This window comes from Cohnella sp. LGH (assembly GCF_017671885.1).
GTDB lineage: Bacteria > Bacillota > Bacilli > Paenibacillales > Paenibacillaceae > Cohnella > Cohnella phaseoli.
This window is the reverse complement of sequence record NZ_CP072117.1, coordinates 5,554,105-5,576,551: the sequence shown is the minus strand read 5'-3', so window position 1 is coordinate 5,576,551 and position 22,447 is coordinate 5,554,105. Positions and strand designations below refer to the sequence as shown.

The 22,447-nt window shown below is 54.1% G+C and carries 19 protein-coding genes; 15 read left to right on the top strand and 4 right to left on the bottom strand.

All coding sequences use genetic code 11. The annotated features are described in order from the left end of the window. The first annotated feature begins 49 nt into the window (after positions 1-49). From J4772_RS23720 to J4772_RS23705, 4 genes are all read left to right on the top strand, one after another. Positions 50-631: a TetR/AcrR family transcriptional regulator gene (locus J4772_RS23720; RefSeq protein WP_209071668.1), complete on the top strand. Its 582-nt coding sequence runs from the start codon at positions 50-52 to the stop codon at positions 629-631. Beyond that, entirely contained in the window at positions 628-939 is a 312-nt protein-coding gene (locus J4772_RS23715) for a hypothetical protein (protein ID WP_209071667.1), read from the top strand. The genes J4772_RS23720 and J4772_RS23715 overlap by 4 nt, the downstream gene beginning before the upstream one ends. A 97-nt stretch (positions 940-1,036) precedes the next feature. Beyond that, a complete protein-coding gene (locus J4772_RS23710) occupies positions 1,037-1,510 on the top strand; it encodes a DUF2975 domain-containing protein (RefSeq protein WP_116062995.1) in 474 nt (157 codons plus the stop codon). A 10-nt stretch (positions 1,511-1,520) separates the two neighbouring features. Then, the gene (locus J4772_RS23705; protein WP_209071666.1) at positions 1,521-1,727 is read left to right on the top strand and encodes a helix-turn-helix domain-containing protein; all 207 of its coding nucleotides are present in this window, start codon (positions 1,521-1,523) and stop codon (positions 1,725-1,727) included. Positions 1,728-1,743: 16 nt separating this feature from the next. On the opposite strand, the gene J4772_RS23700 is transcribed toward J4772_RS23705, so the two are convergent. Both J4772_RS23700 and J4772_RS23695 read right to left on the bottom strand, forming a co-directional pair. After that, entirely contained in the window at positions 1,744-2,760 is a 1,017-nt protein-coding gene (locus J4772_RS23700) for an NAD(P)-dependent oxidoreductase (protein ID WP_209071665.1), read from the bottom strand. Between the two features lie 24 nt (positions 2,761-2,784). Continuing rightward, complete coding sequence (locus J4772_RS23695; RefSeq protein ID WP_209071664.1) at positions 2,785-4,173, bottom strand: extracellular solute-binding protein; 1,389 nt, start codon at positions 4,171-4,173, stop codon at positions 2,785-2,787. A gap of 296 nt (positions 4,174-4,469) precedes the next feature. On the opposite strand from J4772_RS23695, the gene J4772_RS23690 reads away from it, so the two are divergent. The 9 genes from J4772_RS23690 to J4772_RS23650 all read left to right on the top strand — a co-directional run bounded on the left by J4772_RS23690 (position 4,470) and on the right by J4772_RS23650 (position 15,349). Then, positions 4,470-5,849, top strand: coding sequence for an extracellular solute-binding protein (locus J4772_RS23690; RefSeq protein WP_209071663.1), 1,380 nt, complete (start codon positions 4,470-4,472; stop codon positions 5,847-5,849). Positions 5,850-5,934: 85 nt separating this feature from the next. Next, positions 5,935-6,804: a carbohydrate ABC transporter permease gene (locus J4772_RS23685; RefSeq protein ID WP_209071662.1), complete on the top strand. Its 870-nt coding sequence runs from the start codon at positions 5,935-5,937 to the stop codon at positions 6,802-6,804. 73 nt (positions 6,805-6,877) lie between these two features. Next, positions 6,878-7,666 (top strand): carbohydrate ABC transporter permease, encoded by a 789-nt coding sequence (locus tag J4772_RS23680; protein ID WP_209071661.1) that lies wholly within the window; start codon positions 6,878-6,880, stop codon positions 7,664-7,666. A gap of 64 nt (positions 7,667-7,730) precedes the next feature. After that, entirely contained in the window at positions 7,731-8,567 is an 837-nt protein-coding gene (locus J4772_RS23675) for a hypothetical protein (RefSeq protein ID WP_209071660.1), read from the top strand. After that, the gene (locus tag J4772_RS23670; RefSeq protein WP_209071659.1) at positions 8,564-9,307 is read left to right on the top strand and encodes an amidohydrolase family protein; all 744 of its coding nucleotides are present in this window, start codon (positions 8,564-8,566) and stop codon (positions 9,305-9,307) included. The genes J4772_RS23675 and J4772_RS23670 overlap by 4 nt, the downstream gene beginning before the upstream one ends. Beyond that, a complete protein-coding gene (locus J4772_RS23665) occupies positions 9,304-10,146 on the top strand; it encodes an amidohydrolase family protein (protein WP_209071658.1) in 843 nt (280 codons plus the stop codon). The genes J4772_RS23670 and J4772_RS23665 overlap by 4 nt, the downstream gene beginning before the upstream one ends. Before the next feature lie 73 nt (positions 10,147-10,219). After that, positions 10,220-13,900, top strand: coding sequence for an RCC1 domain-containing protein (locus J4772_RS23660; RefSeq protein ID WP_209071657.1), 3,681 nt, complete (start codon positions 10,220-10,222; stop codon positions 13,898-13,900). 150 nt (positions 13,901-14,050) lie between these two features. Continuing rightward, positions 14,051-14,722: a Crp/Fnr family transcriptional regulator gene (locus J4772_RS23655; protein WP_209071656.1), complete on the top strand. Its 672-nt coding sequence runs from the start codon at positions 14,051-14,053 to the stop codon at positions 14,720-14,722. A gap of 75 nt (positions 14,723-14,797) precedes the next feature. Further along, positions 14,798-15,349, top strand: coding sequence for a peroxiredoxin family protein (locus tag J4772_RS23650; protein ID WP_209071655.1), 552 nt, complete (start codon positions 14,798-14,800; stop codon positions 15,347-15,349). Between the two features lie 557 nt (positions 15,350-15,906). On the opposite strand, the gene J4772_RS23645 is transcribed toward J4772_RS23650, so the two are convergent. Further along, positions 15,907-16,824 carry a DMT family transporter gene (locus J4772_RS23645; protein ID WP_247740827.1) on the bottom strand — a complete coding sequence of 306 codons (918 nt, stop codon included), beginning with the start codon at positions 16,822-16,824 and terminating at the stop codon, positions 15,907-15,909. A 131-nt stretch (positions 16,825-16,955) separates the two neighbouring features. On the opposite strand from J4772_RS23645, the gene J4772_RS23640 reads away from it, so the two are divergent. Beyond that, a complete protein-coding gene (locus tag J4772_RS23640; protein ID WP_209071653.1) occupies positions 16,956-18,353 on the top strand; it encodes a MocR-like pyridoxine biosynthesis transcription factor PdxR in 1,398 nt (465 codons plus the stop codon). 231 nt (positions 18,354-18,584) lie between these two features. Here J4772_RS23640 and J4772_RS37610 read toward each other — a convergent pair whose 3' ends face one another. Further along, positions 18,585-18,668 (bottom strand): putative holin-like toxin, encoded by an 84-nt coding sequence (locus J4772_RS37610; protein WP_371822912.1) that lies wholly within the window; start codon positions 18,666-18,668, stop codon positions 18,585-18,587. A 369-nt stretch (positions 18,669-19,037) separates the two neighbouring features. Here J4772_RS37610 and J4772_RS23635 point away from each other — a divergent pair, with 369 nt between their 5' ends. Then, positions 19,038-22,229, top strand: a complete 3,192-nt coding sequence (locus J4772_RS23635; protein ID WP_209071652.1) for a glycosyl hydrolase family 18 protein — start codon at positions 19,038-19,040, stop codon at positions 22,227-22,229. Positions 22,230-22,447: the final 218 nt, after the last annotated feature.

Genomic DNA, 22,447 nt, shown 5'->3' with positions numbered 1-22,447 from the left:
TATCCAACACATTAAGGAACTTGTCGTAAAAAGTAGGGGGGTTATTCAAATGACGCAATCCAAGACAGACCCTCGAGTTGTGCGTACTCGCAAGTTAATCATGGATTCTTTCATCGAGCTTTCGGGAAAAAAGGAATTCAAGGATATAACCATAAAGGATATCACGACAGAGGCGATGATTAATCGCGCCACTTTTTATTATCATTTCGAGGATATTTACGACTTATTGGAAAAGGCGCTATCGGAAGTCCTGTTAGTGGACTTAAACTACGATTTCTACCAAAACGACGAGCTAGACGAAGGGGCTTTCGTTCGAATTTTCAAAGCCGTAACGGATTTTCAAAAGTCGTTATCGGCTCGCTGCCATAGAGGTTACGAAGACACCATTGCCCGCATTATTAGGGAACAGCTCGAAGTTATTTTTTACAAAATGCTGTTAAAGCAGCACGAAGCCGAGAAGGACGAGGCTCTGAAAATGACGGCCGTTCTATTAAGCTGGGGCATTTACGGGGTTTCAGTGGAATGGAGAAGAGAGGGGCAGCACAGACCGCCGGAGGAATTCATTAAATTCGCATTTCCTTATATACAACATGGCATTAAAGGGAGAACGGGGCACAGCGACGAGTCTTGAAGCAGCAAAGGGTGCGGGACGAATTTAATGTGCTACATAAGCTGTGGGAGGAGGGCAAGTGCCTTGCTGCCTTCAAGCCGTGGAGCGAAGGCCAAAAAAGTGCCCTGACGTTACCTAAGCTGTGGAGCGAAGGCCAAAAAAGTGCCCTGACGTTACCCAAGTTGCGGAGTGAAGGCCAAAAAAGTGCCCTGACGTTACCCAAGCCGTGGAGCGAAGGCCAAAAAAGTGCCCTGAAGTTACCCAAGCCGTGGAGTGAAGGCCAAAAAAGTGCCGCGGCGCTAGGGGAGTGCCATTTTTTTATTGCATAAAACAATAATTATATATTGTATAACACTCAATATTTATTGATAAACGATAAATGCGAGGATATAATAACACTGAACCTATCCAAGTGAGGTGTTATTGATGAAACGTGCATCCACATTGTTTCTGAAGATTACGGTGTTCCTGATGGGGTTGCCGCCGCTTGCTCTATGCGTGGCTGTGATCCTTTCCTTAGTTAGCGGAAACAACGAGCAATTTCCAGGCAAGATGTATCCAGCGGATGCCGGTTTTTTTGTAGCGATTATCCCGTATTACATCGCGCTGTACCAGGCGTATAAGCTGCTTGGCTATATTGATAAAAATGTGGCCTTTTCCGAGCTGTCGGTTCAGGCATTAAAGAAGATCAAATATTGCGGATTCAGCATTTGCCTTATTTTTCTGGCGATGGAGCCTTACTTGTACATGATGGCGGAGCAAGACGACGCCCCGGGCCTTATCGTACTGGGGTTGGTCGTCGCCTTTGCTTCGTTTGTGATCGCGGCATTCGCGGCCGTGCTTGAAAGATTGCTGAAGGATGCGATTAACATCAAGTCGGAAAATGAACTCACGGTGTGAGGTGAAGGTTATGGCAATCATCGTCAATCTGGACGTTATGTTGGCGAAACGGAAAATGAGCGTGACGGAGCTATCTGAACGAATCGGAATCACGATGGCGAACCTGTCCATCCTGAAAACAGGGAAAGCCAAAGCGATTCGCTTCTCCACCTTGGAAGAGATCTGCAAAGCGCTCGAATGCCAGCCTGGCGATATTCTGGAATACAGTCCTCAATGAAAATTTTCGTGGCGAATTAGGTGCTTTTCTGATATCGCTCGAAATCCATAATATAGTTAACAGGCTGCTTATTTGCGAAACGGGTGATGTTTTCGAGCGCGCGGTCGTACATGGCCGAATAGGAGTGTTCCGTCTTGCCCCACCCGTCGAGAGAGATGCTGTGAGCGGTAAACAGGCAATTCTCCCACTGTCGTGCGGGGTGATCGGGAACAAGCGTATCGTGAAACTCCTCCTCATCGAGCACGTCAAGTCCGGCGCGCAACCGCCCCGATTCCAGCTCGGCGAAAAGCGCTTGCTGGTCGAACACACCGCCGCGGGCGGTATTGACAATGATGGCGTCGTCAGGCAGCCTTGCGAGCAGCTCCGCCGTAATCGATTTGTGGGTTTCCGGCGATAGCGCCGCATGAACCGCCACCGCTTGGGACACATCGAATAGATTTTCCAAGCTGTCCACACGGATACAGCCCTCCGGCAGTTCCCGGATATACGGATCGTACACATAAATTACCGGTTGAAACGGCTTGCACAACTCGACAAACCGCCGTCCGATCGCGCCCATCCCATACATGCCCAACCTCAGCCCATATAACGAACCGCTTTTATGAAGAAAAGGCGGCGTCCATCCTCCGCGCCTGATGTTCATCACATAGGCGGGCAAAGATTTGAGCATGGCAAGAACCAGCGTAAATGCGCCCTCCGCGACGCAATTGGCGGGGAGATCGCCCCAGTTGGTGACGATGATATTGTCAGACAATATAATTTCGGGAGGAATCCAGGGCTTAAGGGATCCGGTAATGTTGCAAACGTATTTCAGCCTGCCGCTGTCCTCCGCTAGCTCCGCCGGTATCGCGATGTTGTCCCACATGGTCAGGAGTACGTCATACTGACGTATAATCGAGGCCAGCTCCTCAGGGCTTATATCCGCGCTTACAGGTAAATCCGTATATTCTCCGAGCTTTCTCAGCCCGTCGATGAAGGGGCTTTCTGCGAGCATATGTGTTGCATCTGGCCCTCTGACGAATAAAATCTTCAACAATTTCCCCTCCGCAATTCCCCGTTATTTCATAGCGTACTTCGCGGTAAGCCGCTCAAATTCTCCGACGATGGTATCGACGGATTCCAATCCGAGCCAGAACATGCTCATTTTTTCTTCGAGAGTTGATGCGACTCCTTCGTCGATCAGCTCATGGATAAAATAGTTGTCGTTGATGGCGTCGCCAGCAAGGTTCATAAGGCGTAAATAGTCTTCCGATTTCACGTTGCGGTTGACGTTGTCCTTAACCGAGAGAAACAGGGTTTGGCCGGCCAGCGTTCGCTGCGTGTCATCCTCCAACGCGGTTCGGACGAACGCCGCCGCAAGCTGAGTATTCTCGCTGGAGGCCGGAACCATGAAGGCGTTGGCCAGCAGAAGCGTCGAACGGTCATTGCCGAACGGCAACGGAATTGTCTGCGGCGCAAAGGTCATGTTTTCATTCTGCCAATTCGCCATCTCGAAGGTCGTCGTCATGACCATGGCGGATTTGCCGTGAATAAACGGCGTCCTTGGCCATACCACCTCGGGAAATGTCGTAGCGATCCGCTTGCGGAAGAACAAATCCTGAAGGATGGAGAGCGATTGCGACAGAACCTGCTTCTGTCCGGCGGCATCCGAATGTTTCAGCCCGTTCATCATAGCGAACGCCAGCCAACGGTTGATGACGGCATGCATGGAGAAGCCGTACTGTACGGTGATCCCATCCTGTACGCGGGTCAACTGCTCGGCGGCTGACAGAAATTCATCGAAAGTCCATTGCCACTTGGGAATGGCCAGACCTCCTTGCGCGAACAGCTGCGGATTGCAGGACATGAACACGGAAGAGAAAGTAAACGGCGCCGCCTTGATTCCGCCCCCGGCCTCGCTGAAATGGCTCATGATCTTGGGATAAATGTTTGAAACGACATCGGACAGATGACTGGACAAATCGATAAAATCTCCGATGTTGTCCATGGCCGAATAGTTCATGTCGGGAACCAGCACAAGATCGGCGCTAAGCCCCATCTCCTCTCCGGAACGGAGCGATTCCCAGAATTTGTTGATCGGCAGACCAAGCACTTTGACTTCGATATCCGGATGCTTGCGTTTAAAAGCTTCAACGAGAATCGGCAAGCCGCGATCCAGGAAGAAGGCCGGAGAAGGAGACAGAATGCGCAGCGTTCGTTGCGCGGGTTTCTCTATGACCAGATCCTCCGGAATCATTGTGCCGAGGCCGACCCGCTTGACGATAAGGCCTTCGTCGTGCAGCAGAGCGAGCGCGCTGCGCACGGATTTGCGGCTTAGACCGTAATGGGCGCTTAAATCGCTTTCGGGCAGTAAATATTCTCCGGGCTTGATCAGCCCCGAAAGAATTTGCTCTTTCAAGGTTTTATAAAGCTTGGTATAGAGGAATTCGTTCTCTCTTCGCATCATGCCGCCCTCATTTCGTTAAACGATTATAAAAACTAACGATTGACATCTAAGAGATTGCTCTCTAGTATAAAAAAAGGGAACAGGTTAGGTACATATCACCTATCGTGTATCCGTATTTTACCACAACATTTTCAAAATTTAAATGATTTATGTAGATGGGAGGAGGAAGAATATTCGCTTCTGATGGCACGGTTATAGACGGCTTGAGAAGCGAGTGTGATTACAAGGGGATTGAGAACAAGCAAGGGCGGTCATTCTTTATCAGGTTTACCCAAAATCGAAGGGAGTTAACGAAAATGCGCAAGTTTTCTATCCTCGCAATATTCATTATGGCCGCAGGAATGCTGCTGTCGGCGTGCAGCAGCTCCGGCAAGCAGTCGGCGGGTTCCGCGAATCCATCTTCGGCAAGTTCTTCTGAAAGCGCTGCCAGTTCTACGCAGAGCAAAGAAGAAATCCCGATCAAGCTATGGGTGTATCCGATGATGAACGGCATCAACGGAGACGGCGCAGGCAATCCCGACGATTGGGCCAAGGAATATGCGCGGCGGTTCAAGGAGGAGCATCCGAACGCGAACGTCACCGTCGAGCTGCTCGATTGGGCGGGCGGTACGGAGAAAATAGACATTTCCGTCGCCGCGGGCTCCCCGCCCGATCTCGTGTACACGATCAATAACTTCGGCGGGGTGACGAAATACGGCAAGATGGGCGTTCTTGAGCCGATCGATCCGTTCCTGATGCAGAGCGATTGGGACGATTATTCGGACGCGGTGAAGGGAGCGATTAAATACGGCGACAATGCCTACATGTGGCCATGGCTGAAAATGGTGTCCGGCATTGCCGTCAATATGGACCTGTTTAAGGAACGCAACGCCACTGACTTATTGCCGCTTGACCGGCCATTGCGCGATTGGACGTTCGACGAGTTCCTTGCGGCGGCGCAAGCGACGACGTTTAACCGCAGCGGCGGAAGCAATCCCGACGTATTCGGCACGGTGGTCTGGGCCAAGGATGCTCCGTTCTATATGTACCTGAACGGCCTCACGAACGGAGGCAATATCGTTAACGAAGCGTTTGATCAATCGACGATAACGGACGCAAAATTTTCCGCAGGCATTCAGTATACGATCGATCTTGCCAATAAGCATAAAGTGGCGCCTCCGGGCGGGGCCGGCATCAGCGCCATGAACGCTAAGGAAATGTTCCTGAACCAGCAGGTCGCGATGATGCCGGACGCTCCGTTCTTGCTTGAAGAAGTGAAGAAGGCTCCGAAGCCGTTTGAAGTCGGCTTTGTTGCGCCGCCGCACGGCGACCAGCAGCCGACTGCAGCCTGGAACAACGTCGGAGGGTTTATCGTGTTTAAGCAGAAGGACGAAGAGAAAAAGCAGCTTGTTATGGATTTTGCCCGTTTTATTACAAATAGCGAAAATTCGAAAATCGTCAAGCAAATCGGCACGTTCCCTGCACGCAATTCATCCGGCAACGTCTATGAAGGCGATCCGGTCATGACGTACTTCGACGAGCTGTCCAAATACGGCGATTCGCTGTTCTCGCGCTCGTTCGGGTTGGTCGACGTAGGCGACTGGGAGAAAGAGCTCCAGGCCATGTTGACCGGGGGCAAGAAGGTCGAGGATTCGCTGGCTTCCCTGGATAAGACGCTGCAAGAGAAATTGAAATAACGCTTCGGACGAGGAGAAGCCTGATTCGACCGCATAGAAGCTTGGAAGAATTGGGCTCTCCGGTCCGAAAACCGGAGGTGGGACGATGTATCGTTTTCGAGGCGCACTGTCGGGGTATTTGTTTTTGCTGCCTGCCTGTGCGCTGTTCGCCGCTTTTATGTTTACCCCGATCTTTAGGGGATTGCAGCTTAGCTTTCAAAAGTGGTCGATGTCCGGCTATGAATGGATCGGATTCAACAATTACGAGAAAGTGCTGGGCGACGCTTTTTTCTGGAAATCGCTAGGAATTACGGCGCAGTTCACGGTCGTGACGGTAGCGGCGGGACTGGTGCTGTCGCTTGTCGCGGCTTTCATGATCGATCCGTTTAAGGAAAAGGTGCAATCGGTGTTCAAAGCCGCTTTCTATTTGCCAAGCGTGGCGCCGATCGTCATCGTATCCATTGTGTGGCTGTGGCTTTACCACCCTTCCTTCGGACTGCTCAACTACTTGCTGAACAAGGCCGGCATCGCTCCCGTTTTATGGCTCGGGGATCCGGCAATTGCGCTGTTTTCCATAATGCTGATGACCATCGCCGTATCGCAGGGCTCGAACATTTTGATTCTCGTTACGTCGCTCGGCGGCATTCCCAAAGATTATCAGGAGGCGGCGCGGATCGACGGCGCTTCCGTCTGGCAAGAAACGATTCGCATCAAGCTGCCAATGCTGAAGCCCACGTTGACCTACTTGGTCGTCGTTAATACGGTCGGCTCGTTCCAGGTATTCGCTCCCGTCTATATGCTGACCTCGGGCGGACCGGACAGGGCGACGACAACTCTCGGCTTCCTGATTTACGAGAGTGCTTTCAAAAAATTCGATTTCGGCGTCGCATCCGCGCAAGCGGTCGTTCTGCTAATTATCGTTATGGTGATTGCGATCTTTCAATTCCGTACGATGGCGGGAGATTTGGAATATTAAAGTGGTCCTGGGGAGAAGGCCGTAAGGGGAGGGATTTGCCATTCGCAGCACGAAAAGCTTTCGATTCATTAGCTTGGCCCTACTGGTCGCGGCCGCAATTGTATTGTTGATTCCTTTTTACTGGATGGCGCTGCAAGCGTTCAAGCCGTCGACTTCGGCGATCCAGACGCCTCCGGATTTGTCCTGGGGAGGCTTGACGCTGAGCAACTTCAAGAAGCTGACAGCCGATCAATTCATCTGGATTTGGACGTCTAACAGTCTGATCGTCGCGCTGAGCGGAATGTTGGGCAACGTCATTCTGTGCTCGATGGCTGGTTACGCTTTTGCTAAAAAGAAATTTCCGGGCAAGCAGGTGCTGTTTTGGGCAATCGTCAGCATTATGATGACGTCTACTCAGGTGATTATGGTGCCTCTGTTTATGCAAATTCGCGACATGGGGCTGCTCAACTCTTATTGGGCGCTGATTTTGCCGATACTCGTCTCGCCGTTTGCCGTCTTCTTAAGCAAGCAATTTATGCAGACGATACCGGGAGAGCTGATCTCCGCGGCGAAAATCGACGGCTGCTCGGAGTGGCGCATCTACTGGAGTGTCATATTGCCGGTGTCAATGCCGGTGCTCGCTATCGTTGCAATCTTCGGCTTCATTACGCAGTGGAATGATTTTCTGTGGCCGCTGCTTGCGACCGAGTCGCGGGAGATGCGCACGCTGCAGGTCGGCCTAGCCTCCATGCAACTACAGAACGTCGATTACGGCCTTGTGCTGGCCGGAGCGACGTGGACGATGGCCCCTATCGTCATCTTGTTCAGCGCTTTTCAGCGCTTTTTCGTGAAGGGGATGACAATCGGCGCGGTCAAAGGATAGCGGGCCAATGAGATGAACGACAATGGGGAACATCTATGAAACTATGTGAACGGAGCGGTGCGCAATGAAAATTACGGTGCCTACAGGCTACTACAGACATTTCGACGCGGATTTCTCGCTTGACGTTCCGGGGGAAGGCTACGGCGGCTGGCGCAAGGAAGCGCTGGAGCTCGATTTGTCCCATACGGCGCTTGTCGTGCTGCATGCGTGGGATTTCGGAAGCCGCAGCCAGTTTCCGGGCTGGCACCGGACGGTTGAGTATATCCCGAGGGCCGAAGCCATTTGTCGGAACGAGCTGCCCAGATTGTTGGGCTCCGTCCGCGAAGCGGGGATGACGGTATTTCACGTCGTGGAGCCGATCGGAGATTATTACCAAGCTTATCCCGGCTATCGACGGGCGGTTCGGTTGGCGGGCGAGAACGCGTCGGAGCCGGAGCGCATACCGGAAGACGAGTCGCTTCTGTCCTTGCAGGCGTTCCGCAGCGCGAACGTTTTTCCCGGAGCGCATAACGCGGACGACATCCGCGCAGGATTCGCCCGCCTCGATATTCCCGATGCAGTGAAGCCGCAAGGAGACGAAGGAGTTGCCGCAACATCGGAGCAACTGTTCGCGCTATGCCGGGAGCAAGGAATCACTCATTTGATCTACGCCGGATTTGCCGTGAACGCATGCATCTTGATGAACCCCGGAGGTATGGTGGACATGCGGAGGCACGGGCTTCTATGCTCGGTCGTTGGGGAAGCGGTCACCGCGGTAGAGAACAAAGAGACGGCGCGAAACGAAGGGGCCAAAGCGCTGTCCCTCTGGAGCATCGCCTTGTTTTTCGGATTCGTCTACCAACTAGAGGACATGGTGGCGGCGCTGTCGCCAACAAGATATAGAGACGAGGGACAATCTTGATCGATGCGCATATTCATCTGCAGGGCTCGGAGCTTCACCCGGCAACGCTTGAGGAAGGCGACCGTCTAGGAGTCCGGTTGTTTATAGGCAGCTCTCTGCTGGACATGAATCACTATCCGACGAAGGAAGAAGTCGATCGGGCGAACGACGATATGGTCAATGTCGCGAGGAGACACCTCGGGCGCGTGTTGGGCTACTGCTATATCAATCCGCGGCACGGGCAGGCTGCGCTTGACGATTTCCGCCTACGCATAGAAGACGAGGGGATGATCGGAATTAAGCTGTGGGTCGCCGCCTTGTGCAACGATCCTGTCGTGTTCCCTTTCGTAGAGCAGGCGATCGATTACCGCGCTCCGATTCTTATCCATACGTGGCGTAAAACGGTGGGTCAGCTGCCCTACGAATCTACTGCCGTTCACATAGCGGACCTGGCGCGGCGATATCCTGAGGCGCAAATCATTATGGCGCATCTTGGCGGTCAAGCCGAATCCGCGATCAATGCGGTCGCTGGCTGTCCGAACGTATATGTCGATACTTCGGGAACCCCGATCGGCGGCGGGGAAGTGGCGCTTGCAGTACGAAGGCTAGGTGCGGAGCGGGTCATCTTCGGCTCGGACCTGCCCTATGCGTGCCTGGCAAGCAACATTGGCAAGGTGCTCGGCGCAGGACTCTCCGAACGGGATTATGCGCTTGTTACAGATGAAAACATGGCCAAGCTGCTTGCAGAGGTAAGGAGATGAGCGGAGTGTTGGAACGTTTCAAGGAGCTTGGAGCGATTGATCTGCTCGCTTTCCTGGGCGAATGGCCGGATCGGCTGGCGCTTCGCGCGGGACCCGAAGAGCTGTCGGCCATGGCGGACCGACTGCGGCTGCGCGGTATTTGCGTTAGCCATATTTCGTCCGTGCTCGGCCATGATACGCGTACGGGCAATGAGGCGCTGTTCACTGCGGCCGAACGCGATAAGCGGCTGTGGCCGTTCGCGGTCCTGAATCCGACGGAGCCGGGCTGGGAGGAGGAACTGGCTTGGGCGGCGGAGAATGGGGCGCGCGGAATTCGTTTGGCGCCGGGTTATCACGGCTACGGACTCCGGGATACTGCGGTTGCCGCGCTTCTGCAGTCAGCGGGTCTTCACGGGCTGCCGCTGCAAGTGTGCGTCCGCCTGCAGGATGAACGGTTGCAGCATCGCCGTCTGCGAGCAGAACCGGTGGAGCTGCATGAGGTGGCCGAGCTGATCTCCGCCGCCGATGGCCATCCTTTGATTGTCAGCGGTTTGCGCGACCATGAGCGCGACGCTGTCAGGAGGTTCGGCGCGGCTCGTTGGCCGCGAGGCAAAGTTCTGTTCGACCTGTGGTTCTGCAACGGGCCGATTGCGGTTATCTCTTCGTTATGCCGAAACGGATTAGCCGAATGGCATGGGTACAGCTCTTGCACCCCTCTGCACACGCCGGAAGCGACGGCATTGCAATTGGCCGGCGCCACGATTGCGGAAACCGATCGCGCCGCACTGTGCTATGATAATGCGCTGAGCTTGCTCGGTACAGGAAACGACGCTTCGCAGCAGCCGGAGCCAGTAACGTGATCGTTCGCTAAGTAGGGAATTTCAGCATGGAAGAATGGATTTCATTAACCTGGGGAAATGGGGAGATTTGATTATGATCAAATCTGTTAAGTATGCGACTGCTATATTATGTGTAATCGCGATTTCCATCTCGTACATGCCTTTCCTGTCGTCGACTTACGCGCTTCCATACGACATCGCTACGAAAATGGCTTTTGACGACGCGGACAACTCTTATAATGGGGGCAACGGCTTAATTATTCCGAACGATGTCGGCACGGCCAGCCTGTCGTGGGTCGAAGGCCCGATTCTGGCTTCCTATGTATCTATGTACAAGCAGCATGGGGATTCGACTTATTTGAACAAATTTATCTCTCAAGCCGACCAAGTGCTGGATTTAAGAGATTCCGTGCGCGGCAAAAGCGATTACCGAGGGCAGTCGGTACCAGCTTGGCCGGCGGCTACGAGATTTACTTCGGGCACGACGACGCTGCTTGATGCGAACGGTATTCCTACGTTGGAGGTCAGAAGCTCGCTGCTGTTCGATTCCTCGGAAAACGAATTGAAGGTGTCGCCGGGGACGAATCCGAATACTTTTAAGCTGGAAGCGTACACGCGGGTCGAATCCGTCACTGCGGGAGGCCTGCATTCGGCAAGCGTTAATTCTACCGGGCGCTTATGGAATGCGGGCAACAACTATTACAGTCAATTGGCGTTCGGAACGACGTATCAAACTTCCCCCGTTCCCGCGGACGGTACGATCAACTATTTTGACGCTCTCGACCTGATCCAATCCGCTTCAGCAGGCGAATTCCACACGTTGGGCTTAAAGACGAACGGAGCCGTGCTGGCGTGGGGATATAATGCTTACGGGCAGTTGGGCGACGGGACGACCGCCAATCGTTCGAGCGCGGTTCCGGTCGACGGTTTGAAGGACGTTAGCCAAATCGCGGCGGGCTACTATCACAGTCTCGCATTGAAGGCGGACGGAACCGTCTGGAGCTGGGGGAATAACAACAGCGGCCAGCTTGGTGACAATTCGCTTGTCAATCGGACAACGCCTGTGCAGGTCGGTTCCTTATCCGATGTCATCGCCATTGCCGCAGGCGGTTACCACAGTTTGGCTCTGAAAGCCGACGGAACCGTATGGACCTGGGGCTCCAATCAAGTCGGCCAGCTCGGCGACGGAACGATTGCGGATCGGCTAACGCCGGTGCAGGTCGGTACGTTGTCGAATGTAATCGGCATCTCGGGCGGACTGGGACATAGCTTGGCCGTCCAAAGCGACGGAACGGCATGGAGCTGGGGAGGTAACGGGAACGGCCAGTTAGGAGACGGAACGACCGTATCGTCGAGCACACCTGTTCAAGTCAGCTCACTAAACGGAGTAACGCAAGTCGCTGCCGGCGGATCCCACAGTCTGGCGCTGAGAAGCGACAAGACGGTCTGGTCGTGGGGGGCGAACGACGTAGGCCAGCTCGGCGACGGGACGACTACGCAGCGGCTGAACCCGGTGCAGGTAGCCGGTTTATCCGCAAATGCAATAGCCGCGGGCAAGCAGCATAACATGGCAGTCACTTATGACTACAAGGCGGCGGCTTGGGGACAGAACGACTACGGCCAGCTCGGCAACGGCAGCATTATCAATGTCGGCTTTCCGGTTACTTTCGCCAACATGGAGCGCTCGGACACGTTCGATAATCTGACGATGGACCCAACAAGCCCCAATTACGTCGTAACGCAAGTCAGAGCGGGGGCTCACTGTTCGTTCGACGGGATGACGAACGGCATCAGCGTTAAGGATCTGTCCTCCGCTTCGTCGCTTCCAAGCCGTAATCCGGTGAATGCTCTGACCAGCTTCGTACCGCAGCGGATGAGCTTTCCGGTGTTGACCGGTCTGCTGACCTATCCGATGGCGGCCTTTGCGCGGGTAGTTTACGAGACTCCGGCCTTGAACGGGGATCCGACTTACAAAGCAGCCGCGGACAGATTTCTCCAAGCGGCATGGGATGCGGCATCGTCGCACGACTACCAATGGGTAGAGAACGCCAACGGCGAGGGCTGGTATATTTATCCGAAGGGCGCCCCGATGTTCGTGGACGGCTCCGAAAACCAGTTCAACCACTATCTGAGTCTCGGCAAAACGTACGTGGAATTGGCGCAAATTCCCGGACCGCGCCAAGCGGAGGCACAGAATAAGGCGACGAGAATAGCCAATCGATTTAAGAACGATTTGACGTGGAATCCGGATAACGACAGCTACGTGTGGACGTATTATCCGAAGCAAAGCGCCACGTACGCAGGATGGGACGAGCGAACCGGCTCGACCGTTAATCACGAGTACAGTTCCTGCTGGACAGCGGCTCAGAACGTCAACTATATTTCCTATGCCGGTATCGAAGTGGATTTTGCCGTGCTTGCTTACGATGCGGGCATCGTATTCGACGACAAAGATATGCAGCGATTCGCTCATACGTTCACGCGTAACATTCTGACCTACGATGCCAGCGGCCTGCCCAAGCTATATTACGGAGTCGACGGATCAGCAGGATTGGCCCCCGCGATTCAGGAGGTTTTCGCGACTCAATGGCTGAAAACGGCGCCGTGGGACGACGTGCTCTTCCATATGTATCGAAAGCTGTACGATGCGCGTCCGGCCGTCGTTTCGCTTGCCCATCCGACGCATTTTAACGAGTATGCTAGAATTGCCGCGACGAAGGGGAAAATATGGACGTGGGGGAATAATTATTCGGGCCAGCTTGGCGACGGCACGACGATTCAGCGCGCAACGGCCGACGATTTGTCTCTACAGGGGGTTACGCAAATCTCGTCGGGAGAATTCCATACGCTCGCGTTAAAGGCGGACGGAACGGTGTCCGCTTGGGGGAGCAACGACTACGGTCAAGTCGGGGACGGCACGACGATCAGCCGTTCCGCGCCCATTGCGGTTAACGCTTTGACGGATGTCATCTCGGTCAAGGCCGGGCATTATCACAGTTTGGCATTGAAATCCGACGGTACAGTATGGAGTTGGGGCTCGAACAACAGCGGCCAGCTCGGCGATGGAACGACGGCGCATCGCAGCTCTCCCATCCAGGTCACCGGTCTAAGCAATATCGTGATGATCGCCGCCGGAGGATTTCACAGCTTCGCGCTGAAAGCGGACGGGACTTTATGGGCGTGGGGATCCAACACGGCGGGACAGCTTGGAGACGGCAGCACGATTGATCGGTCTATGCCGGTGCAGGTAGCCGGCATATCGAACATTCTGGCCGTCGATGCGAGCATAGCGCACAGCATGGCGTTGAAGAAGGACGGCACAGTATGGACATGGGGAGCTAACGGCAGCGGCCAGCTTGGCAACGGTACGACATCGAGTCGCAGCACGCCCGTACAGGTTGCCGGTCTGGCCCAAGTAACGGCGATTGCCGCCGGAGGCTACCATAGCGTTGCGCTGAAATCGGACGGAACGGTTCGCGCGTGGGGAGCTAACGACAAAGGTCAGCTCGGCGACGGCACGGCCGTAAATCGCCTGACACCCGTGCACACTTCCAGTCTGACCGACGTCAAAACAATCGGGGCGGGCATGTACCACAGCTTGGCCGCAACCTTCGGCGCAGGCGACGTATGGGCCTGGGGCGACAACAGCTACGGCCAGCTTGGGGACGGCACGACGACGAATCGCAGCCTACCCGTGCAGACGACCGGCGTAAGCGGAATTATGCGCGTAGAGGGTGGCGCTTATTCCACGGCAGCGCTGCAATACTCTAGATAAAAACTGCTACACTTGCGCGATTGGCGAGGAGACGATCAGAGAGTCGGCTTGCAGCCCATGCGCATGAAGGAACCGCCGCGGACAGCGGCGAATAAAACGAGATAGCCTAAAAGAGGAATGGAATGAGCAGACGTGACAGAGAGAGGGAGCATGGCATTGAAAATCCCGAATTCGCAGCTGTTGGCCGCTTTTCCGTGTTTGCGCGCGGTTACCGCGGAGGAATGGGCCGAGGCGCAGCCGACCGTGCGAAGGTTCCCCGCGAAGACGGCCATACTTCAGCGAGAGGAGGCCGCCTTGTTCGGGATGTTCCTGCTTAGCGGGTCAGCGCGTATCAACCGCATAGATGAGGAGGGGCGGGAATCCGTCATGGGCATACTTGCACCCGGCCAGGTATGCGCGCTGCTGGTGCTCAGCGGTCTCAGCGGGCGCGATTATCCGGGGACAATTCGGGCCGAATCCGAGGTGGAGGCGCTATTCGTCGCGAAGCGCAGCTTTCTCGGCTGGCTGCAAATCCATGATGAAATTCGGACCGCGGTGTTCGGCGGCCTGCTTGATGGAATGCTTCGCATCGGCGAGCAGGCCGGAGAGCAGCGGTCCGAGCCTTTGGACGCGCGTCTGGCGAAGGCGCTGCTGCGTGTCGCCTCGGAGAATGGGCCGATGCTGCGCGTCACGCATCAAGAACTGGCGAATGAGATCGGTTCGGTCCGCGAGGTCGTAAGTCGCGCGCTGCGCCGCTATCGAGGCCAAGGGCTGATCGAAACGGGACGGGGCTGGGTGCGGATCGTTCGCCGCGACGGGTTGGAAGCTCTGTTATGTGACTAGGTCACGGAAGTAATGCGACTCTCCTGATAGGATGGGGTTGAACCTATTCAACCCCACCTGTAGGAGGAATGATCCATGAATCAACTTCAACCGGGCATGACCGCCCCCGTATTCGCAACCGCCGACATTAACGGCAACTCTGCAGCGCTCGAGAGCTATCGAGGCCGCAAAGTACTGCTTTCCTTTTTCCGTTTCTCCGCCTGTGCGTTGTGTAACTTGCGCGTGCGCCAATTCATTGACCGATACCCGCAGTGGCATAGCCAGGGCTTGGAGGTCATCGCCGTATTTGAATCGCCGCTAGCCAATATGCAAACCTATGTGGGCGCTCAGAACGCTCCATTCGCGCTGATCGCCGATCCGGAAGCTGCGCTGTACGATCTGTACGGCATCGAGACGTCCGAAGAGAAGGTGCAGGCCACATTGGCCGATGCCGGCACAAAGGCTCACATTGCCGAGGCGGCAGCCGCCGGATTTAAGCTGACTCCCGAGGAGGGCTCCAATTTCCACCGGATTCCAGCCGAATTCATCATCGACGACAACGGGATTGTGAAGGTCGCGCATTACAATCGGCTGATTACCGATCATCTCGATCTTGCGGAGATCGACCGCTTCGCCGCCAGCGAATAGCCTATCGCACAAGCCCCATCTCATAGCGCTAGAAGGGGCTGTCCTATAAACATGTCAAATTGCTCTGAAAGATAATCGATAATAAAGGTGCAAGGTGTATATACCTTCCTCAGATGCTATACGCTTCTGAAACCTGAATGGGTAAACCCGTTACAAGGTCATTTCAGGAGCGTATGAGGCAGTCTACGGGCTATGCTTGCCCCACGACACTTCTAGATAATTTCCAGCAGGTATCCGTATATTCATCGAAGACGCTTTAGCGACATATAACCCTTGATTTTGGTCGTTTTGTACGATTCTTCCTACAAAAGTCCATCGTTTGAGCCTGATTCGAGTTGCTCTGTACGATTTTTACTACAAAAGTCCGTCGTTTGAGTCTGATCTGAGTTGCTTTGTATGTTTTTCCGACTAACTTCCCTCGCAGAGGTCTCTTCGTAGGGTGTAAACTCATGTGTACAAATAGGGCCGTCGTAAAAAGTTCATTTCCAATCAATTGGAAACGTTATGGGTCATGATTCGGTCTACGGGCTATATACACCTTCTTTTTTTCGATCATCTTAAGCAAGGGCCGAGCTGTTTTTTTGCGCGCCGATCAGCAGCATGCTTGAAATAATCAGCAAGCCGCCCGCCCATTGCTCATACCCAACGGACTCTTTCAGGAAGAGCAGGGATAACAGCATGGACGTGAGAGGAATCATTCCGGAAAAGGCAGCGGTCGTATAAGCGTCGCAGCGCTTCACGCCTGCGTAGAAAAATACAAAAGCGAGCGCGGTTACGATTAGCCCATACCATATTAAAGCCAACCATTCCCTCGTTCCTATCCCCTGCAAGTTGCCCAGAGGATTTTCCCACAACGCCGGAATTGCGGACAATACGAAAGCGATCGCAGATACGAGCAGCGTTTGTACGATCGGATGGATCTGAATCGTTGTATCGTGCAGTTGCCGGACTCTATGCCTTCTTGAAAGGATACTAAAGGTAGATTCGCTTGCCGCAGCGCATAAAATAAGGACATTCCCCCAAGTATGCTGCATAGCGAATGCCGCGGAATTCAGATTCATCCCCTCTAGCAAAGCAATGCCTAGAACCGTGCAGGCAATGCCGATTGCCGCCCAGCCTGAAGGCCTCTCCTTTAGAACAAAGTAAGCCAGCAGGGATGTGATGGCAGGCGTCGTTCCGATTAAGATGCCTGCTTCAACCGTACTTGTCAGCCCCACTCCGAGCAGCAGGAAGATCCGAAACAGAAAGATGCCGAAGAAGGCCTGCAGCAGGAGCATTTTCCAGTCGCTTCTACCGAGCAAACGAATCGTTTGAACGGTTTTCCTCCCATAAAAAGGCGATAAGCACAAAATCATAATTCCCAGGCTAACGGAGGTTACCGTAAAGCTGCCTAATTTCTCGAATAGGAGATATCCCGTAATGACCGAAGTGCCAGCCAGCGAAAAGGCGAGCAATAAATAGATTTTCCCCTTCATCTTCCTCATCTCCAGCCCTTTTCTATGCGATCCCGTACGGCGGATTGCTGATATAATTATGTCGTGGGAACTGGATTGCTTTAAGGGCCAGTACAGACATATTTCTATTGGGCCAGTTGGGAGGAGCTCTCATGTGGGGAATCGAGCTACGCGATAAAAGCGAAATCAGCCTGGCGCGGCAGATTTTCTTGACGCTGAAGCAGCGCATATTGGCAGGTCAAATTGCCCAGGGCGAAGCGCTGCCGTCCACGCGCGAGCTGGCCAAAGGGGTGGGGGTTTCCCGCAATACGGTCAGCGAAGCGTACGACATGCTGTGGACGGAAGGCTTTATTGTCAGCCGCCAGGGAGCGCCGTCGCGCGTCGCGGAAGGGCTGCAGATTACATCCGGCAATGCTGCGCCGAACCCGGAAAGAACAAAAGAACCAACGCCGATTCTATGGGATTTCAAAACCGGGCAGCCGGATCTGTCCCTTTTTCCCCGGCAGCTTTGGAGTCAGATGATTGGTCAAGCGGCGAGCCATCTGTCCGTTCGACAATTGGCCTACAGCAGTCCGAGAGGCTATTGGCCTCTCTGCGAGGAAATCGCCCATTGGCTGCTTCGCAGCAGAAGCATGGAAGTAGATCCGGAGGATATCTTTATAACGTCCGGCGCGACGCAAGCTTTGCATTTGCTGGTTGATCTTCTTTATAGGGAGGGGCATGCTTTTGCCCTGGAAAGCCCTTCCCATCAGGGGATTCGCACCGTTATCGGCGATAGGGGATATCCTCTGCACTGGATGCCGGTAGACAACCAGGGCGCGGACATCTCCACTTTACGTGATCAAAACGTTGCGGCGGTCTACGTCACTCCGTCCCACCAATTTCCGCTTGGCGGCATTCTTCCCGCCGGGCGCCGCGCCGCCTTGATCCGCCTGGCCATGGCGAACGATTTCTATGTCATCGAGGATGATTACGACAGCGAATTTCGCTATGCCGTCGCTCCCGTCAGTCCGATTTATTCGATGGATTCCTCTCGCGTCATTTATGTGGGAACGTTCAGCAAGACGTTATTCCCCGCGCTCCGATTAGGATTTGCGATTCTGCCGAAGCCGCTGCAAGCGAGATGGAAGCATCATCGGATGTATATGGATGTGCAAAATCCGATATTGGAGCAGATCGCGCTGGCCGAATTTCTGTATAAGCGAAAAATGGATAAGCATGTACAGCGAATGAGGCGCGTATACGGCGAAAAAAGAAACGTATTGCTGCGTTCGGTGGAGCGCAGCTTCGGAAGCTCCGTACAGCCTTGGGGAGACGTCTCCGGCTTGCATGTGGCGCTTCAATTTTCGGGAATGGAGTTTGGGGAGTCGTTTATTCGAGCTTGCAGGGAGGCAGGCATAAGAATCGCTTCGGTATCGCAGTATTGCTCCATTCCCGGCGATCATCAAGACAAGCTCCTTCTGGGTTACGGCCATTTAGGTCACGGGCAGATCGAGAAGGGGATCGAGGCTCTGCACGAATTTATTGCAAGAGGCGTTGAGGGGATCTGAAGGATGGCTGAATGGACGCGGCGGCAACAGGTTCGCTCCAACCGTGCATCCGACTCGTGACCGGCTCTTAATTTACGGTCTTCCGGGGTTTAGGATTAATATGGTATACTGAAAGTAAGTTTGATAAAGGAGCCGTGCGGCTAACACGACTCCCCACAACAGCCGCTTTTAAGGGCGGTTGGCTTCCAGTCATACGGTCAGAAATAAACCGCAACCTTGAGTGAGGGCGGTTTATTTCTTTTTATGGAATGAAAGTATAAGTACGATCAGTGTCGCAAATGAAATCATTAGCGCCAATGCGTCTTTAACCTCCATGGGCATCACCTCCCTTCCGGGAGACTAGCCAACCGCCCTCAAAGCCTATACTGTTGTATGTCCAATTATACCCTATTTTGTTGATAGAGCGGCAAATGTGTCGCTCATTTCTATATTATGCCGTCTAAATGAAAGGCCGCTTACAGGGACATTGCAATGCTCATCTCCGGTCCGAACCTCATAACGGATTCTATCTTATCGGAAAAATCTCAATTTTTCGACGAATTAAGTGAAATCTCATCCTCGACTAGCGAAATATCCCCCTTTGAGATTACCGAAAATATAATAAAATCTCAGGTGAGGAGGTGGGGAATTTTACCGTTAAGTTGTTTCCTGTAAGCACTTTCATATCATGGAGGAGAAGAGATAATGAGATCAAGCAAATGGATTGGCATGCTATTAAGTTTTGCGCTCGTTTGCACATTGCTCCCCGGAATGACTTTCGCCGCAGCGACAGGAGCGCCAGGCAACCCTAGCATTAAACAGAGCAATTGGAACAACAGTCCGAACTATGCAATCGGCTTTGACATGTGGTGGGGCAACAACGGAACTTCCTGGAAGCTGTATGAGAACGGCGCCGTTATTTACACAGGCACGCTGACCGACAATTCGCCGAACGGTCAATCTGCGAGTTACTCTTTCACGAATAAAGCGTCCGGCACTTATGTGTATAAAATAGATTTGATCAACTCTTACGGCACGACGACATCGGGCAATTTGACGTATACGGTGGTAGGCGGCACGACGGACAACCAGCCTCCGTCCGTACCAACCGGTCTAGCGGCGTCGAACATTACGCAGAATTCGCTGACGCTGTCGTGGACAGCCTCGACTGATAATGTAAGCGTTACCGGGTATGAAGTGTATCAAGACACGACATTGCTGGGCACAACGGCCGCGACGACGTATAACGTGACAGGATTGACGCCTAACACGTCTTACTCTTTCACCGTTAAAGCGAAGGACGGAGCGGGCAACATCTCAGCGGCAAGCGCGGCGCTAACCGCAACGACCGAAGCGCCGGATACTACGCCGCCGTCCGTGCCAACCGGCCTTGCCGCATCGAACATTACGCAGAACTCGTTAACGTTGTCGTGGGCTGCCTCGACAGACAATGTTGGCGTTACCGGCTATGAGGTGTATCAAGGCACGACATTGCTGGACACGACGGCCGCGACGACGTACAACGTGACAGGACTGACGCCTAATACGTCTTATTCCTTCACGGTTAAGGCGAAGGATGCGGCGGGCAACATCTCGGCGGCAAGTGCGGCGGCAAACGCCACGACCGAAGCGCCGGACATTACGCCTCCAACGGTGCCAACCGGTCTTGCGGCGTCGAATGTCGCGCCGAATTCGCTCACCTTGTCGTGGACGGCTTCGACAGACAATGTCGGCGTCACGGGATACGATGTTTATCAAGGCGCGACATTGATCGGCACATCGGCGACGACAACGTACAACGTAACAGGACTGACGCCGAATACGCCTTACGCCTTCACGGTTAAAGCCAAGGATGCGGCAGGCAACGTCTCCAATGCAAGCAGCCCGCTGTCCGTTATGACGCCAATCGGTCCGGTCGATCAAGCGGCCTGTCGTCCGGAAGGCTTGTACGATTCCGGCGTCGCGGGCATCCCTTACTGCGACGTTTACGACGTCAATGGCCGCGAGAAGCTGCCGAACGGACTGGAACGCCGCATCATCGGCTACTTCACGTCCTGGCGCACCGGAACGAACGGCGAAGCGCGGTATCTCGCATCCGACATTCCGTGGACCAAGCTTTCCCACATCAACTACGCCTTTGCTCATATCAACAGCAACAATCAAGTTTCCGTCGGCAGTCAGTCTCCGACCAATCCGGCGACCGGCATGACTTGGCCCGGCGTTGCAGGGGCGGAGATGGACTCTGCTTACTCCTACCAGGGACATTTTAACTTGTTGAACAAGTTCAAGAAGCAAAATCCGGGCGTCAAAGCGCTCGTCTCGGTCGGCGGCTGGGCGGAAACCGGCGGTTATTTCGACGATAACGGCCAACGCGTATCCAACGGCGGGTTCTATACAATGACGACAAATGCGGACGGTTCGGTCAATCAGGCGGGCATCAATACGTTTGCCGATTCGGCTGTCTCCTTCCTTCGTCAATACGGCTTTGACGGCGTAGATATCGACTACGAATACCCGACGACAATGAACAATGCCGGCAATCCGCTGGATTGGTCCTTTTCCGGGGCGCGTCTGAAGGGACTCCAGGCTAGCTACGACGCGCTGTTGAAAACATTGCGCACGAAGCTGGACCAAGCGTCCGCACAGGACGGCAAATATTACATGCTAACGATCGCCTCGCCTTCCTCCGGTTATTTGCTGCGGGGTATGGAAACGTTCCAGCAGCTTAAATATCTGGATTATGTCAACGTGATGAGCTACGATTTGCACGGCGCTTGGAATAAATTCGTAGGCCCCAACGCCGCATTGTTCGATGACGGCAAAGACGGCGAGTTGGCGGGGGCAGGCGTATATAACATGGCCGAATACGGCGGAATCGGCTATCTGAACACAGATTGGGCATATCACTATATGCGCGGAATGATGCAAGCCGGACGCATTAACGTCGGAGTTCCGTACTATACCCGCGGCTTCAAGAACGTAACGGGAGGTACGAACGGCCTCTGGGGTACGGCGCCTTCAACGACATGTCCGGCGGGCTCGGGTCTGACCGCCTGCGGTGACGGTGCGGTCGGCATCGACAACCTCTGGCACGATCTGGATACCAACGGCAACGAATCTCCGGCCGGGTCCAACCCGATGTGGCATGCTAAAAACCTGGAGCACGGCATTCTCGGCTCTTATCTGGGCAGCTACGGACTCGGTTCCGCCACGCTGACCGGCACTTATGCGCGCCATTACGATGCAACGCTTGTTGCGCCGTGGTTATGGAACAACACGAAAAAAGTGTTCCTCTCCACCGAGGATGAAGAATCGATTAACGCGAAGGCCGATTGGGCGATCAGCAATGGCATCGGCGGTCTGATGATCTGGGAGCTGGCCGGCGACTACGACTGGGACGCAAGCAAAGGAGAATATGGCGTAGGTTATACGCTGACCAACGCCATTCACAGCAAATTCTCCAATACGACGCCTTACGGCAATACGAATTCCGCCACGCCGCTGCCTGCGAACAAGCTCAAAGCGAAAGTGGAGTTTACCGGCTTTAAGCTGGGCGATCAGAACTATCCGATCAACATCAAAATGAAAGTGACGAATAACAGCGATATGACCATTACCGGCAGCTCGGTTATCGAATTTGACGTACCGACCTCCGTCAACCCGCTGTTCAAGAGCTGGAACGGCGATCAGGTCAGCATCGTCTCGACCGGTCACACCGGCAACAACATCGGCGGCTTGGACGGCGATTTCCACCGCGTCGCCGTAACGCTGGCGAGCTATAAGTCGATCGCCCCGGGCGCATCCGAGCTATTCGATCTCGTGTACTACTTGCCGATCAGCGGTCCGGCGAATGCGACGATCACGATCGGCGGCGTGAAATACGCTGTCGTTCCGTAACTGCCGAGCCTTTACTCAGCTAGCCGATCATGACTCACAACGATTCCAATTCCGTGAGGGAAGTTAGTCGAAAAATCATACAAAGCAACTTGGATTAAGTCTAAACGCGGACGTTTGTTCGAATATTCGTACAAAGTAACTCAAATCTGGCTCAAACAACGGATGTTTGTAGGGAAAATCGTACAAAGCGACAATCGGGCGATTACCAAATAGAAGAG

Coding starts and splice junctions, on each gene's coding strand:
- J4772_RS23720 (WP_209071668.1), top strand. CDS start 50: ATGACGCAATCCAAGACAGACCCTCGAGTTGTGCGTACTCGCAAGTTA.
- J4772_RS23665 (WP_209071658.1), top strand. CDS start 9,304: ATGAGCGGAGTGTTGGAACGTTTCAAGGAGCTTGGAGCGATTGATCTG.
- J4772_RS23710 (WP_116062995.1), top strand. CDS start 1,037: ATGAAACGTGCATCCACATTGTTTCTGAAGATTACGGTGTTCCTGATG.
- J4772_RS23635 (WP_209071652.1), top strand. CDS start 19,038: ATGAGATCAAGCAAATGGATTGGCATGCTATTAAGTTTTGCGCTCGTT.
- J4772_RS23645 (WP_247740827.1), bottom strand. CDS start 16,824: ATGAAGGGGAAAATCTATTTATTGCTCGCCTTTTCGCTGGCTGGCACT.
- J4772_RS23650 (WP_209071655.1), top strand. CDS start 14,798: ATGAATCAACTTCAACCGGGCATGACCGCCCCCGTATTCGCAACCGCC.
- J4772_RS23640 (WP_209071653.1), top strand. CDS start 16,956: ATGTGGGGAATCGAGCTACGCGATAAAAGCGAAATCAGCCTGGCGCGG.
- J4772_RS37610 (WP_371822912.1), bottom strand. CDS start 18,668: ATGGAGGTTAAAGACGCATTGGCGCTAATGATTTCATTTGCGACACTG.
- J4772_RS23675 (WP_209071660.1), top strand. CDS start 7,731: ATGAAAATTACGGTGCCTACAGGCTACTACAGACATTTCGACGCGGAT.
- J4772_RS23705 (WP_209071666.1), top strand. CDS start 1,521: ATGGCAATCATCGTCAATCTGGACGTTATGTTGGCGAAACGGAAAATG.
- J4772_RS23660 (WP_209071657.1), top strand. CDS start 10,220: ATGATCAAATCTGTTAAGTATGCGACTGCTATATTATGTGTAATCGCG.
- J4772_RS23655 (WP_209071656.1), top strand. CDS start 14,051: ATGGCATTGAAAATCCCGAATTCGCAGCTGTTGGCCGCTTTTCCGTGT.
- J4772_RS23685 (WP_209071662.1), top strand. CDS start 5,935: ATGTATCGTTTTCGAGGCGCACTGTCGGGGTATTTGTTTTTGCTGCCT.
- J4772_RS23695 (WP_209071664.1), bottom strand. CDS start 4,173: ATGATGCGAAGAGAGAACGAATTCCTCTATACCAAGCTTTATAAAACC.
- J4772_RS23690 (WP_209071663.1), top strand. CDS start 4,470: ATGCGCAAGTTTTCTATCCTCGCAATATTCATTATGGCCGCAGGAATG.